The sequence below is a fragment of the Pseudomonas sp. PF05 genome (genome assembly GCF_056521845.1).
The window spans coordinates 148,094-162,446 of record NZ_JBWLPW010000002.1; the positions used below are offsets into that span (position 1 = coordinate 148,094).

Here is a 14,353-nt window from a genome sequence, read left to right on the forward strand (position 1 = left end):
AGTCGATTTATGGAGCTGCTCAACGCCAGCAAACTGCTTGCTGCCTACACCCAGGGTCTGGCGCCCGATGGCCGCGAATCCCTGGTGATCGTGGCCAAAGGCACGTTCAATTTGCCGCTGGACGGCCGTGCGGCAACCCTCGCCGACACTCAGCAGCCACTGCTGATGGCCGATACATTCTTCGGCGAGCCTGGCCTCAGCGCTCCGCTGCAGGAAATGGACTTCGCCCCGATCAAGCCGTTCTGCGATGTACTGGTACGCGGCAAGGCCTATGCCCCAGGCGGGCGGCCTGTGACGCAGTTGGCAGCGGGCATTCGCATCGGTCAGATGAGCAAGGCCTTTTCCGTCCTCGGCCCCAGGCAATGGCAACCGGGGCTATTGGGCGTTTCTCCCGGTTTACCGCAACCCTTTACCGAGCAGGACATCTCCTATGCCCAGGCCTACGGAGGTTCCCATCCCATGGCCAAGAATCCGGATATGCGTCATTGCTACCCGGACAATCCCAGCGGTTGCGGTTGGTTCCCAGGCAGCATCGACAGTGCTGAAGTCGCTTACAAGCCAATGCCGACTACGGAGGAACTGGGCAAGCCGATCGACAGTCCCACTGGCGACTTCCGCCCGATGGCCCTCGGCCCCATCGGCCGCAGCTGGCCGCAGCGCGCTCGCTTCGCCGGTACTTACGACGATGCCTGGTTGGCCGACTGCTTTCCGTTTCTGCCACAGGATTTCGACCGTCGCTACTTCCAGGCGGCCCCTGACGATCAGCAGATTGCTTACCTGCGTGGCGGCGAGGATGTGTTGCTGCTCAACCTCACGCCCCAGGAGCGCGCGGGCTTTCGCATCCCCGAAATGGACGTGCCGGTGACGTTCTTTCTGAATAAAGGCGGCCATGAGACGGTGCAGGCGGTGATCGACACCCTGCTGATCGACACAGACGCGCGCCAGGTGCAACTGACTTGGCGTATCTCCCGTCCCCTACGGCGCAACCTGTTCGAGATCGCCCAGGTGCTGGTTGGCACCATGTCCACGGGTTGGTGGCGTGCCCGTGAATTGGGCAAGGATTACTACCCTTCGCTCTCCTCCCTGGTAAGAGCCAAGCAGGCGCCGGAGGAGACGGACTGATGAGCGCGCTTTGCATCATCGGCTCCGGCATGGTCAGCGCTGTCGGCCTCAGTGCACCTGCAAGCTGCGCGGCGATCCGCTGCGCCATCGACAACTTTCAGGAAACCCGCTTCATCGACCAAGGTGGCGAATGGCTGATTGCCGCCAGCGTACCTCTGGAACAGTCCTGGCGCGGCCGCACCAAGCTGATCAAGATGGCCGCCCGCGCGATCGCCGAGGCATTACAGAGCACCCCTGGGGTCGACCCGGAAAAGACCCCGCTGCTGCTGGGCGTGGCCGAAGCCGCGCGCCCCGGCCGCCTTGATGGCCTCGATAAAAGACTGTTGCAGGACATCGAAGCTGAACTGGGCCTGCGCTTTCATCCTGACTCCGACATCATCGCCCGCGGCCGGGTCAGCGCTGCAGTAGCCCTGCTTGACGCGCGCACGCTGATCTACCGGGGCGGCCATCGCCATGTGCTGGTCGCTGGCGTGGACTCCCTCCTTTGCGGACCGACCCTGGCCGCCTTCGAAGCGCGCGAGCGCCTGCTGACCAGCGAGAACTCGAACGGTTTTATTCCCGGAGAAGGTGCTGCGGCCGTGGTACTGGCCGCTCCAGTTGCCAGCGCAACACCGCAACTGGCCTGCATCGGCCTGGGGTTCGGTGTGGAGAAGGCCACGGTGGAGGCCGAAGACATTCCCCTGCGCGCCGAAGGCCTGACTCAAGCCGTACGCACTGCGCTGAGCGAAGCCGGCTGTGGATTGGAGCAAATGGATTATCGGCTCACCGACATCTCCGGCGAGCAGTACTACTTCAAGGAAGCCTCCTTGGTCCTCAGCCGGACCCTGCGCGTGCGCAAGGAATTCTTCCATCTCTGGCACCCGGCCGACTGCATCGGCGAAGTCGGCGCCGCCATCGGCCCGGTCATGCTCGCCGTGGCGTTGGCCGCCAGTCGTAAAGGCTACGGCGAAGGTCCGAATATCTTCTGCCACCTGGGCAACGACGCAGGCGAACGCGCCGTTGCACTGCTCAGTTACCAGACTGTGAGGGCTGCGTAATGGCGAATGAGGTCTACGCCAACAATATGGAGGTTTCCTGCAAGTCGGCGGCGGGCAAGTCGATCGCCTGCTTTCCAGATGTCTGTTTCACCCCGCCGCAGGCTCCGCCCACCCCGCTGGGGGTGCCGATCCCCTACCCAAATACTGGCATGGCCAAGGACACGACCCGGGGTACACGAACGGTCAAAATCACCGGCAAGGAGGTGATGCTCAAGGACAAGAGCTGTTTCAAGACCAGTACGGGAGATGAAGCCGGGAACGCGCCGAAGAAAGGCGTGGTGACCAGCAAGATCAAGGGGAAGGTGTACTTCATTGCTTGGTCGATGGACGTGAAGTTTGAAGGAGAAAATGTCGTCAGGCACTTGGACCTGATGACTCACAACCACGCATCCAAGCCCGGAAATACGCCTCCTTGGGCTTATGCCGACGCAGCAGCGACGACGCCCATCGAGCGTTGCAAGAAAGAAGTGGCCAGGAAAAACAAGGCTTGCGGGGGACTGCCGACCAAAGCGCAGCGGTGTGACGACAAGGCCTGTACGGCCGCAAAAAAGTGTTTGCTGGTGTCCAAGAAGCAGGCGGATTCCAAGGCGCAGAACAGTCAAGTGGCCTGTTGTCCTGGCGAAACCGGCCACCACCTCGTTGAAGCCCATAGTTTTACAGCGACAGGTTCAGGTCGCCAAACGCCTCTTCCTCAGTTCCCCAATTACGACGAAAAAGATGCACCGTGCATTTGCGTGCAATGCCCTCAAGACGGAAGTGGACGCTATGAAGGTGACCATGGCTTCATGCATGCAGCCCAAGGCAAGCTGGAACAGGCAGCCATCGAGGGCGCACCGCCCGGTCAAAAGGACTACGCCTGGAATTATGGCCAATCTCGTTCAGCGGGCGTGCGAGCGCTTCAGCAAACCTTTCCGAAATCGAAATGCTCAAAGAAATGTCTGGAAGCACAGTTAGACGCTTACCATAAGAATACGGTAGGTGTCAGGGACAAGACCCCGGTGAGGACCCACACACCCAACCTTCAAGACAATCAGAAAGCGCTGGCCCACGACATGATCCCAGAGGTCACTATCAGTGCTTGGTAGCGCAATTGGAGCAAGGACGACATGACTCAAACATTGGATTGGACACTGAGCCGAATAGCAGTCTTTGATAAAAACCGCGTTTATGTACTCGCCTACTCCAAACGCGAGCCCGGTACTCGAGTCTTTCGATGGACCGGAGCATGGGACAACTATTATGTTCAGGCTATCTGCGCCGGCATCTGCGCTGTTCGCGGCGCGCCTCCTGAAATTCTGACGCTATGCGCCAATGGTAGCGTTCATCGCGCTGCGCCTGACGGGCAAGCCTACGAGGATATCGTCGAGGAGAAGCCCAGTAAGCACGGCTTGCTGCGCGACATCCGTCCTATCGGTGCAAATGTCTATGCCACAGGCTTCGGCCGCCAAGTCCATGTTCGAAAGGACAGAATCTGGCAGCGCTGCGATCAAGGGGTGGTCGAAGATCCGACCGCCGATAGCCTCAGTGGCTTCGAATCCATCGATGGCTTTGGTGAAGATGAAATCTATGCCGCCGGCAACCAGGGCGAGATCTGGTACCGCCAGCAGGGCGCCTGGCAGCGAAGCGAAAGTCCGACCAACATCATTCTGGAAAACGTCCTCTGCGCACCCGATGGCGTGGTTTACATCTCAGGCCAACTGGGCATCGTCATGCGAGGTCGTCTCGACCGCTGGGAGCTCATTGAGCATGAGCTCACCGAGGATACATTCTGGGACATGGCCTGGTTCAATGATCAACTCTGGCTTTCAACCACCAAAGCACTCTACACGCTACAAGGCGACACGCTGGAGAAGGTCGAGACGGGACTTCCCGGCGATCAGACCTTCAGATATCTGGACGCGAATGAGCAGTGCCTATGGTCATCCGGCGAACGACACCTTGCCGCTTTTGACGGAGCGAATTGGACACGCATACCCAGTCCTTAAGACGCGTGTAGGGAAGCCCATGGAAAGTCTGTCACCGATTCTCGACCAACACACCGAAGAGGTCAGTTTCCTCGCGGCCCTGCGGGATTATGCCGTACGGGCACCCCACTACGATCTGGACCAGATTGGCACCCTCGACAACCGCCTCGACGCCCACCTCGACGGCCTTCGAATTGCCGGCACCACCGGCCTGGAGACCCTGCTGGCCCAGATCGGCCCGCACGCCGTCGGCGAGATGTTCGCCAGCGTGGTGCTGGCCTTCGAGACGGCCGATGCGAAAGTGCTGTCGCGGCTCAGCACTCATTTACGCAGTGCCTTGGAAACGGAGCGTGGATATTTGATGGCCCTCGGGTGGCTCGACTGGGAGCGGATATCGCCCTGGATCGAGCGCATGTTCGCTGCCCCTGAGCCCCTGTTTCGCCGCCTCGGCCTGGCGGCCTGCGGCATGCATCGCCACGATCCTGGCCCCGCGCTGCTTGCCGGACTTTACGATGCAGACCCCAGCGTGCTGGCGCGTGCCGCACGCACGGCTGGCGAGCTGCGTCGTCGTGACCTGCTACCGACGATTCGTCCCCATCGCCTGCATGAGAACGCCGCCACGCGTTTCTGGGCCAATTGGGCCACCGCCCAGATGGGTGATGAGCTAGCCCTGGAGCCACTGCGCCGGTTCGCCGAGCAACCGGGCGAGTTCCAGTACCGCGCGCTCTGTGTGTTGCTGGCCTGGCAGGAACGCGAGCCCAGCATCGCCTGGATACGCCAGTGGGTACAGGATCCCAGGGATCGGCGCATCGGCATCCAAGCCCTTGGGCTGCTGGGCGATCCGGTCTGCGTACCGTGGTTGATCCAGCAGATGAGCGACCTGCCTTATGCCCGGGTCGCCGGTGAAGCCTTCAGCCTGATCACCGGTGCTGATCTGGCGCTACTCGACCTGGAACTGCAGGACCTACCGGATTTCGATGCGGGCCCGAACGACAACCCTGAAGATCCCAATGTCGCCATGGACCCCGATGAAAACCTGCCCTGGCCCGACCCGCAGTCAACCACCCACTGGTGGCAGGCCCACGGCGGCGATTTCCAGGCGGGCGTCGGTTATGTGCTGGGACAGCCCCAGAGTGAAAGCAGTTTTCAGCAAGCCCTTGCCCGAGGCCAGCAACGCCAGCGCATCGCCGCCGCCTGCGGCATCGCCCGCTATCGACCAACCGAAGTGCTTTTCCCCACGAGCGCACCGGCTTGGCGGCAAAAGCGGTTGTTGGGGATGACGACGGTGTTCGGGCGTTGATCAGAATGTTTATATAGCGCGCCGACACCTGGCAATCACTTACAACCTCTGGAGGCACCATGCCAAACCCAACCGGACAGAACCCCGTGGCCCTTGTCAGTGGGGTCGGAAGTGAGATCGGAATCGGCATGGCGATCGCGCGCAGACTGGGTACTGCAGGTGCCAGACTGATCGTCACCGCAAGCAGTGCGCGCATCCTCGAGCGCGTCGCAGAACTGCGCGCCGAAGGGTTCGAAGTCGAAGGCCGGGCCCTCGATCTTACCGATGAAAGCCAGGTTCGTGAGTTCATGGCGTGGGCAGAGTCCCTCTGGGGCCAGATCGATATCCTGGTCAACAATGCGGGCATGGCCATGCAAGGCAGCCCGGAGTTTTTTTCCGACTTGGCAAGCATGGATCTGCACACCTGGAACCTGACACTGGCGCGAAACCTGACCACGGCCTTTCTGCTTACACGGGCTGTTCTGCCCGGCATGCGGGCGCGTCGTTACGGGCGCATCGTCAACATCAGTTCCACTACCGGCACCCGCTGCAGTAACCCCGGTGAAGCGGCTTACAGCGCCGCGAAGGCCGCGATGGTCGGAATGAGCATGAGCCTGGCGCTGGAAGTCGCCCAGCAAGGGATCACGGTAAACAGCGTCGCTCCCGGCTGGATCACCACTGGATCGACCACTACCGAGGAAGCCAAGGCAGCAGGTTACACGCCGATGGGCCGCGCCGGACGTCCCGAAGAGGTCGCTGCACTGGTGGCTTTCCTTGCCTCTTCAGAGGCGAGCTACCTCACGGGCGAAGTCATTGTGGTGGATGGTGGGAACTGCCTGATCGAGAACAAGGCTCCTTGATCTGAACAGGCTCCCTCAGGGGTTGGAACGTATCGCCGATGAGTCACTTGAACAACTCACTGCTCATGAAATCAATGAACACCCGCAGCTTCGGCGCAAGGTGCTTGCTTGAAGGCCAGAGCATGCGGAAAGTGCTCTGATGCCGATTGAACGCGTCGAGGACGGTGACCAGCTCGCCAGCGGCGATGGCAGTGCGCACGGTGAAATCCGGCACACAGGCAATCCCCAGCGCGTCATGCACCACGTGCAGCAACGCCTCGGTGGTGTTGCAGACCAGGGTGGCCGGCAGGTTGAGATCCGGCTCCCCATCGCCGTTTACCGGCCAGACTTGCATCCTGCCAGTGCTGGGAAACTTGTATAGCAGGCAGGCATGGCGCAGCAGGTCCGCCGGCACCTGCGGCGTGCCGTGTTCGGCGAAGTACCGGGGCGAACCGACCACGACGAGCTTGAACGTGCCCAATGGACGGGACATCAGCCGGGAGTCGTTCGGTTCTCCAGTGCGAATGACCGCATCAAAACCTTCCTCGATGATGTCCACCAACCTGTCGGAGAAATCCAGGTCCAGTTCGATACTGGGGTAGCGGCGCATGAAGGCGATCAGCGTCGGCATGACCAGATCTGCAACCAGGGGCAAACTCACGCGCAGTTTGCCCCGCGGCGCTTTGCGGGTTTCCGACAGTTCCAGTTCGGCCGCTTCGACTTCGCAGAGAATGCGCCGGCAACGCTCGAGGAAAAGCGTCCCTTCGGCCGTCAACGTGATACTGCGCGTGCTGCGGTGAAACAACCGCACCCCCAGCCGTTCCTCGAGCCGGGCCACACTTTTGCCCACCGCCGAAGACGAAATGCCAAGCGCCCTGCCCGCCTCTGAAAAGCTGCGGGTTTCGGCCGCGCGAACAAAAAAATCAATCCCGCTCAGTGACTCCACGCCAGGCTCCTATTGCGGACATTTTTTCCGATGTGTTGCGCACTCTAGCATTCTTGTCTCGCCAAGAAGGGGCACTTACCGTAGTCGGCACTTATCAATCTGCGACTGACACCGCTATCCGGCGGGCCAGAAGCGTTCCAAGCAGGTGACACATGACGATTGCCAATACCCATATCAACGCCGATGCCGAGGTCGTTCAAGACACTGCACCGCTGCCCATCGGATCACTGTTTGCCCTCGCACTGGCGGCGTTCGTGACCATTCTCACCGAAGCCTTGCCCGCCGGCCTTCTCTCACAGATCAGCGAAGGGCTGGCGATCTCCGAAGCCCTCGCCGGCCAGTTGGTCACGGTCTACGCGATAGGTTCCTTGCTGGCGGCCATTCCCTTGACGGCCGCGACCCAAGGCATGCGGCGCCGGTCGCTCTTGCTGCTGGCCATTGCCGGTTTTGCCGTTGCCAATACGGTCACGACGCTTTCGTCCCATTACGGCTTGACGATCGTTGCACGCTTGCTGGGGGGCGTATCGGCCGGGCTGCTCTGGGCGTTGTTGGCCGGTTATGCCGCCCGCATGGTGCCCGAGAGCCAGAAAGGTCGGGCGATTGCGATTGCCATGGTTGGCGCACCCTTGGCGCTATCCCTGGGCGTACCGGCCGGCACCTTGCTCGGTAACTTGATCGGTTGGCGGATGAGCTTCGCCATCATGAGCTTGTTCGCCGTCGCCCTGATGGTCTGGGTACGACTCAAGGTGCCTGACTTTCCTGGGAAAACCACCGGCAAACGCCTTGCCTTGGGCCAGGTCTTCACCCTGCCGGGCGTTCGCTCGGTGTTGTTCGTGGTGTTGGCCTTTGTCCTGGCGCACAACATCCTTTTTACCTATATCGCGCCGTTCCTGATGGCGGCGGGCCTGGGCGAGCGGACCGACCTGGTTCTGCTGGTCTTCGGGGTCGCATCGCTGCTGGGCATCTGGGTTGTCGGCGTGCTGATCGATCGCCATCTACGGGCATTGACCCTTGCCAGCACGGCGCTGTTCGCAATCTCGGCACTGACGCTAGGTGCCATGAGCGACAGCCCCGCCGCGACCTACATCGCGGTGGCGGCCTGGGGAATCGCTTTTGGAGGGGCCGGGACGTTGTTCCAGACGGCAATCGCCAAGACGGCCGCAGAGGCAGCGGATCTCGCCCAGTCGATGTTGGTCACGGCCTGGAACGTCGCCATCGCCGGCGGCGGGATCGTGGGGGGCGTCCTGCTCGATCACCTGGGTGTCGTTGCGTTTGCGCCTGTGCTTGTCGCTCTCCTGTTGCTGACGTTGGCGGTGGTGTGGTCTGCCAGGCAGTACGGATTTACCGCAAGCATGCGCTGAGTATGCGTATGCACCCTGGATACCCCTCAACGATAGACATCAGCAACTGACATCAAATCGTCATCACTGCGTCGCCAAAACGCCATAAGCCCTGAGTACTGTCCTCGCCAATGAGATCGATCTCAAGCGAGTGACAATGACTGATTTGAAAGAAGTGGCACGTTTGGCTGGGGTTTCGCGGGCCACCGCGGCCCGCACCTTTGCCTCCCCTGAAGTGGTGCGTCCGGCCACCCGCGAGCAAGTGTTCGCCGCTGCGCGCCAACTGGGTTTTCGGCCCAATCGTCTTGGCCGCCAACTGCGCCTGCAGGTAACCAAGCTGATCGGCGTGGTGGTGCCTAACCTGCTCAATCCAGTGTTCGCCGAACAATTCCAGGCCATGGAACACGCGGCGCGTTTGCGCGGCTACAACCTGCTCCTGGCCACGACCGACTACAGCAGCGAGCGCGAAAGCGTGGTGGTGGAGGAGTTGTTGCGCCAGCGCGTCGATGGCCTGGTGCTCACCGTGACCGACGCCGAAAGCAACCGTGTGCTGCAAAGCCTGGACAACGAGGACACACCTTTCGTGCTGGCCTATCACCAGCCGGGTAATCCGCACTACAGCGCCGTGTCGGTGGACAACCGCGCCGGCATGGCCCTTGCCACGCGTTATCTGCTGGAGGCCGGGCATCGGCGCATTGGCATGGTTGCCGGCCCTGCCCTGCAATCGGACCGTGCTCGCCTGCGTTACGCCGGTTATTGCGACGCCATGCGTGAGGCCGGTCTCGACTGCCTGCCGGTGATTGAAATGCCGGCCCACACCCAAGCCGACTTCACCGCCATCGCGCCATTGCTGCAAGGCCCGCAAGCCCTCAGTGCGCTGGTTTGTTCCAACGACCTGTTGGCAATCAGCCTGATTGCACAACTGCGTCGCAACGGCTGGCACGTCCCCCAGCAACTTTCGGTCATTGGCTTTGACGGCATCGCCCTCGGCACCCAGATGCACCCGACGCTGTGCAGCGTCGTTCAGCCCATCGAGGCCCTGGCCTGCACCGTGATCGACCAACTGCTGGCGCAGATCGCCGGCGCCCCACCTGTTTCCCATTGCCTGCCCTGCCATATCCGACCGGGCGAAAGTACTCAACCCTACGAGGAGACACTTGATGATCCGCTTCAGTAAAACCCTGGCGACGTTGCTGCTGTGCGGCGTGGCCAGCCTGGCCCAGGCTGCCGAAACGGCGATCTGCTACAACTGCCCACCGGAATGGGCCGACTGGGGCACGCAGCTCAAGGCCATTGCCGATACCACGGGTGTGCAGGTCCCGCTGGACAACAAGAACTCGGGGCAGTCATTGGCACAACTGGTGGCCGAGCAAGCCGCGCCAGTGGCGGATGTGGTGTATTACGGCGTGACCTTCGGTTTGCAGGCGCAAAAAGCCGGGGTGGTCGGCACCTATAAACCTAAGGGCTGGGAGCAGATCCCGGCTGGCTTGAAGGACCCGCAAGGACACTGGTTTGCCATTCACTCCGGCACCCTGGGCATCATGGTCAACGTCGATGCGCTGGGTGGCCTGCCCGTGCCGCAAAGCTGGGGCGATCTGCTCAAGCCTGAGTACAAAGGCATGGTCGGCTACCTCGATCCGTCCAGCGCGTTCGTCGGCTACGTTTCTGCGGTAGCGATCAACCAGGCCATGGGCGGCAGCCTCGATGACTTCACGCCCGCAATCGATTACTTCCAGAAACTGGCGAAAAACTCGCCCATCGTGCCCAAGCAGACCGCTTATGCGCGGGTATTGTCCGGGGAGTTGCCGATCCTGGTGGATTACGATTTCAACGCCTACCGGGCACGCTACAAAGACAAGGCCAACGTGGCTTTCGTGATTCCCAAGGAAGGCAGCATCAGCGTGCCTTACGTGATGAGCATCGTCGACAACGCGCCCCATCGAGCCAACGCCGAGAAGGTCCTGGATTTCGTCCTGTCCGATCAGGGCCAGGCGCTCTGGGCCAAGGCGTACCTGCGGCCGGTGCGGGCGATGAAGATGCCTGCCGACATCGCCGCGCAGTTCCTGCCGGACAGCGATTACGCCCGGGCCGGCGTGGTCAACTACGAGCAGATGGCAGCGGCGCAGGAAGCCTTTTCCGCGCGTTATCTCAAAGAGGTCAAGTAAGTGACCGCCTCGGTAATAAACGCCCGGGGAGTCTCGTCGGGCCAGGCCACGGTACCGCGCTTGCGGCTGACCGCGGCCTGGGCCCTGGCACCTGCGGCAGCGGTGCTGTTCGCATTCTGGCTGTTGCCGCTGGCGCACCTGGTCGTGCTGGGCGGGGAAAGTCGTGACGGCGGCGAAAGCGGTTATTGGCAGGTACTGGGCAGTGCGCAATACCTGGGCAGCCTGGTACAGACTTGCCTGCTGGCCCTGGCGACCACCCTCGCGGCGCTGTTGGTGGGTGGCATCAGTGGGGTTTTCCTCAGTCGCCAGCGCTTATTCGGCCGTTCGCTGTTGGTCGCCTTGTTGACCTTCCCGTTGGCGTTCCCCGGTGTGGTCGTCGGGTTCCTGGTGATTCTGCTGGCTGGGCGCCAAGGTTTGTTCGCCAGCCTTGGCCTCGAACTGGCAGGTGAGCGCTGGATCTTCGCCTATTCGTTGATGGGGTTGTGCGTCGGTTATCTGTACTTCTCCATCCCGCGGGTGATCCTCACGGTGATGGCCGCCTGCGAAAGCCTGGATCGCAGCCTGGAAGAAGCCGCGCACTCACTGGGCGCCGGCCACTGGCGAGTGATCTGCGATGTCATCGTCCCCGGCCTGGCGCCGGCGCTGGTCTCCTGCGGAGCGATCTGCTTTGCCACCTCCATGGGCGCGTTCGGTACGGCCTTCACCCTGGGCACCCGCCTGAACGTGACCCCGGTGGCGATCTACAACGTGTTCACCAACTACGCCAATTTCACCGTAGCCGCTGCGCTGTCGGTGGTGCTGGGGGTGCTGACCTGGGCGGTGTTGCTATTGGCCAGGCGCCTGGCGAAAAATTCGAGGACAGTCTTGTGAAGCGTTCAACGCTGTTCATCGGGCAACTGCTGTTCACCCTGCTGGTCTGCGCGTTCATGTTGGTGCCGGTGTTGATGTCGCTGCTGGCCGGGCTGACACGCAATTATTTCCAGGGTGTGTCCAGCGGACTGACGTTCGATTGGCTGGTGCAAGTCTGGCAGGCCTATTCGCCGACGGTCTGGCTCTCCCTGCAACTGGCCGTGGCCTGCGCACTGTGCGTCTGCGTGGTGGGTGTTCCGGCGGCTTACGCGCTGGTACGGATGAACAACCGCTTCAGCCGCGCGTTCGAGGAGTTGATGGTGCTGCCGGTGGCGATGCCCGGCCTGGCCAGCGCCCTGGCGTTGCTGCTCACCTATGGGCAGTTCGGCGGATTTCGCAGCAGTTGGCTGTTCATCCTCGTCGGTCATGTGCTGTTTACCCTGCCGTTCCTGGTGCGGCCGGTGATGGCGGTGATGCAACGCCAGCACTTGCCCGTCCTGGAAGAAGCCGCGGCCAGCCTTGGTGCCGGGCCGCTGCGACGATTCTTCAGTGTGGTGGTACCCAACTGCCGGGCGGGGATTCTCGCCGGGGTGCTCATGGTTGTCACGCTGTCGCTGGGCGAGTTCAACCTGACCTGGATGCTCCACACGCCGATGACCAAGACATTGCCGGTAGGCCTGGCGGACAGCTATGCCTCGGCCAGGCTGGAAGTCGCCAGCGCCTACACCCTCATATTCCTGCTGATGATCGTGCCGCTGCTGATTGCGTTGCAGGCCATCAGCGCGCGCCTTTCCCGTGGAGAAAAACGATGACCGGAACCACCATTCGCCTGGCGGGTTGCCGCAAGGCGTTCTCGGACGGCACCGTTGCCGTGCATGACCTGGACCTGACCATAGAGGCCGGCGAAACCCTGGCGATCCTCGGCCCGTCCGGTTGCGGTAAAACCACCACCTTGCGGCTGATCGCCGGGCTCGAACGCCCGGATGTGGGGCAAGTATTTTTTGGCGACACTGACGTCACCCGGCTGCCCATCGAACGGCGCGACGTGGGCATGGTGTTTCAGAACTATGCGTTGTTTCCCAACCTGGATGTGGCCGGCAACATCGTCTATGGCTTGAAGATTCGCGGCATGGCGCCTGCCGAACGGAACAAGCGCTGCTCGGAGCTGCTGGAACTGGTGGGCCTTCAGGATCATGGCACGCGCAGCATCCACGAGTTGTCCGGCGGCCAGCGCCAACGGGTCGCCCTCGCCCGCGCCCTGGCGCCCAAGCCCCGGGTATTGCTGCTCGATGAACCCTTGGCGGCATTGGACGCGCAGTTGCGTGAACGCTTGCGCAGCGAGTTGGACCAGTTGCTACGCCAGTTGGGCATTACCGCTGTGTTCGTCACCCACGATCAGGGTGAAGCCATGGCCCTGGGCAACCGGATCCTGGTCATGGAGCGCGGCCGCGTCGCGCAATTGGCCGGCCCACGGGAAATCTATCAGCAACCGGCCAACGCTTTCGTCGCCAGTTTTGTCGGCAACCTCAACGCTTTCGCGGTGCTCGAGCACACCTCAATGAGCTTGAAAGTCCACGGCGGAGAGTTGCCATGGCGCGGTGCCGGGCTGCCCGCCACCGTCTATTGCCGGCCCGAGCATTTGCGGGTGATGGACAACGAGGGGCATCTGCGCGGGCGCCTGGTGGGCCAGTTTTTCCAGGGCGCTCAAAGCCGCCTGTTGGTGGACGTCGGCGCCGCCCAACCCTTGCTGGTGGACAGCACCGACAGCGTCATACACACCCCCGGTGCGCTGATCGCCTTGGCCGTCGAGCCGCAGGTGCTGTTCACCCTGTCATCGTGACATTCGTGTTTTCAGAGGGCTTATTTTGAATCATCCGTTTCTCATTGCGCAGATCAGTGACCTGCATCTCAAGGCCGGGGAAAAACTGACCTATGGCGTCGTCGACACCCTCGCCGCGTTGCGTCAAGCCGTTGATCATTTGAATACCCGGGTACCGCGTCCCGACATCGTGGTGATCAGTGGCGACCTGGTGGACTTCGGTCGCCCCGATGAATATGCCGTGCTGCACCCCGAACTGGCGCGCCTGCACATGCCTTGCTACCTGGTGCCGGGTAACCATGACAACCGCGAACATTTGCGCTCAGCATTTGCCGATCATGACTATTTGCCAAGCTTGCCCGGAGCCCCGTTGGATTGGGTGGTTGACGACTATCCGCTGCGCCTGATCGGCCTGGACAGCACCATTGCCGGCGGCCATGGCGGCCGGTTGCTGGACAGCCAGTTGAGCTGGCTCGATGAACAGCTGGCGGCTCGCCCCGATGCACCAACGCTGTTGATCCTGCACCACCCGCCGTTTATCAGCGGCATCGGCCACATGGACCGCGAGCCGTTCATCAACGCCTCGGCGCTGGAGCAGGTCATCGCCCGTCATCCGCAGGTGGAGCGCTTGCTGTGCGGGCATTTGCATCGGCCGATGCAGCGACGGTTTGGCGGCAGCCTGAGCTGCGTGTGTCCCGGCACCTCCCATCAAATTGTCCTGGATCTACAGCCAACCGCGCCCGCGCATTTCAACCTGGAACCACCCGGCTACCTGCTGCACCACTGGCATGGACAGGGGTTGGTGACCCATAACGGCGTGTTTGGCGAGTATCCCGGACCGTACCCCTTTTATGACGCTCATGGATTGATCGACTGATAACCCAGGGACTTTCACTGATGGCATTCTTTGGAGACTTATCCCCTACCCCACTCTATGCATTGAAGATTTTCTAACGAGTTATTCAACGCGTCGGCCAATCAGGTGATTGGCCG

General features: G+C 61.8%; 14 protein-coding genes. 13 read left to right on the plus strand and 1 reads right to left on the minus strand.

Annotation, left to right across the window (positions count from 1 at the left end):
* Positions 1 to 9: 9 nt before the first annotated feature.
* Genes AC09SL_RS05730 through AC09SL_RS05755 form a run of 6 tightly spaced genes read left to right on the plus strand, consistent with a single transcriptional unit; the run spans position 10 to position 6,262 of the window.
* On the plus strand, positions 10 to 1,122 hold the full coding sequence (locus tag AC09SL_RS05730) for a DUF2169 family type VI secretion system accessory protein (RefSeq protein WP_058542383.1): 1,113 nt from the start codon (positions 10 to 12) through the stop codon (positions 1,120 to 1,122).
* The gene (locus AC09SL_RS05735; RefSeq protein ID WP_155742067.1) at positions 1,119 to 2,159 is read left to right on the plus strand and encodes a beta-ketoacyl synthase N-terminal-like domain-containing protein; all 1,041 of its coding nucleotides are present in this window, start codon (positions 1,119 to 1,121) and stop codon (positions 2,157 to 2,159) included. Before AC09SL_RS05730 ends, AC09SL_RS05735 begins: the two co-directional genes overlap by 4 nt.
* A complete protein-coding gene (locus tag AC09SL_RS05740) occupies positions 2,159 to 3,244 on the plus strand; it encodes a PAAR-like domain-containing protein (RefSeq protein ID WP_058542381.1) in 1,086 nt (361 codons plus the stop codon). Before AC09SL_RS05735 ends, AC09SL_RS05740 begins: the two co-directional genes overlap by 1 nt.
* 21 nt (positions 3,245 to 3,265) lie before the next feature.
* On the plus strand, positions 3,266 to 4,144 hold the full coding sequence (locus AC09SL_RS05745; protein WP_058542380.1) for a hypothetical protein: 879 nt from the start codon (positions 3,266 to 3,268) through the stop codon (positions 4,142 to 4,144).
* Positions 4,145 to 4,163: 19 nt separating this feature from the next.
* On the plus strand, positions 4,164 to 5,423 hold the full coding sequence (locus AC09SL_RS05750) for a TIGR02270 family protein (protein WP_058542379.1): 1,260 nt from the start codon (positions 4,164 to 4,166) through the stop codon (positions 5,421 to 5,423).
* A 59-nt stretch (positions 5,424 to 5,482) separates the two neighbouring features.
* Positions 5,483 to 6,262, plus strand: a complete 780-nt coding sequence (locus tag AC09SL_RS05755) for an SDR family NAD(P)-dependent oxidoreductase (RefSeq protein WP_058542378.1) — start codon at positions 5,483 to 5,485, stop codon at positions 6,260 to 6,262.
* Between the two features lie 43 nt (positions 6,263 to 6,305).
* Here AC09SL_RS05755 and AC09SL_RS05760 read toward each other — a convergent pair whose 3' ends face one another.
* A complete protein-coding gene (locus tag AC09SL_RS05760; protein WP_058542377.1) occupies positions 6,306 to 7,187 on the minus strand; it encodes a LysR family transcriptional regulator in 882 nt (293 codons plus the stop codon).
* Between the two features lie 152 nt (positions 7,188 to 7,339).
* Between AC09SL_RS05760 and AC09SL_RS05765 the strand changes: the two genes are divergently transcribed.
* The 7 genes from AC09SL_RS05765 to AC09SL_RS05795 all read left to right on the plus strand — a co-directional run bounded on the left by AC09SL_RS05765 (position 7,340) and on the right by AC09SL_RS05795 (position 14,237).
* On the plus strand, positions 7,340 to 8,548 hold the full coding sequence (locus tag AC09SL_RS05765) for an MFS transporter (RefSeq protein ID WP_058542376.1): 1,209 nt from the start codon (positions 7,340 to 7,342) through the stop codon (positions 8,546 to 8,548).
* Between the two features lie 136 nt (positions 8,549 to 8,684).
* Positions 8,685 to 9,704 (plus strand): LacI family DNA-binding transcriptional regulator, encoded by a 1,020-nt coding sequence (locus AC09SL_RS05770; protein WP_058542375.1) that lies wholly within the window; start codon positions 8,685 to 8,687, stop codon positions 9,702 to 9,704.
* Positions 9,688 to 10,692, plus strand: a complete 1,005-nt coding sequence (locus AC09SL_RS05775) for an ABC transporter substrate-binding protein (protein WP_058542374.1) — start codon at positions 9,688 to 9,690, stop codon at positions 10,690 to 10,692. Before AC09SL_RS05770 ends, AC09SL_RS05775 begins: the two co-directional genes overlap by 17 nt.
* A gap of 15 nt (positions 10,693 to 10,707) precedes the next feature.
* Positions 10,708 to 11,562 (plus strand): ABC transporter permease, encoded by an 855-nt coding sequence (locus AC09SL_RS05780; protein WP_058542385.1) that lies wholly within the window; start codon positions 10,708 to 10,710, stop codon positions 11,560 to 11,562.
* Positions 11,559 to 12,353 (plus strand): ABC transporter permease, encoded by a 795-nt coding sequence (locus AC09SL_RS05785; protein WP_053179792.1) that lies wholly within the window; start codon positions 11,559 to 11,561, stop codon positions 12,351 to 12,353. Before AC09SL_RS05780 ends, AC09SL_RS05785 begins: the two co-directional genes overlap by 4 nt.
* Positions 12,350 to 13,381, plus strand: coding sequence for an ABC transporter ATP-binding protein (locus tag AC09SL_RS05790; protein ID WP_064106823.1), 1,032 nt, complete (start codon positions 12,350 to 12,352; stop codon positions 13,379 to 13,381). The genes AC09SL_RS05785 and AC09SL_RS05790 overlap by 4 nt, the downstream gene beginning before the upstream one ends.
* 25 nt (positions 13,382 to 13,406) lie before the next feature.
* Entirely contained in the window at positions 13,407 to 14,237 is an 831-nt protein-coding gene (locus tag AC09SL_RS05795; protein WP_058544135.1) for a phosphodiesterase, read from the plus strand.
* Positions 14,238 to 14,353: the final 116 nt, after the last annotated feature.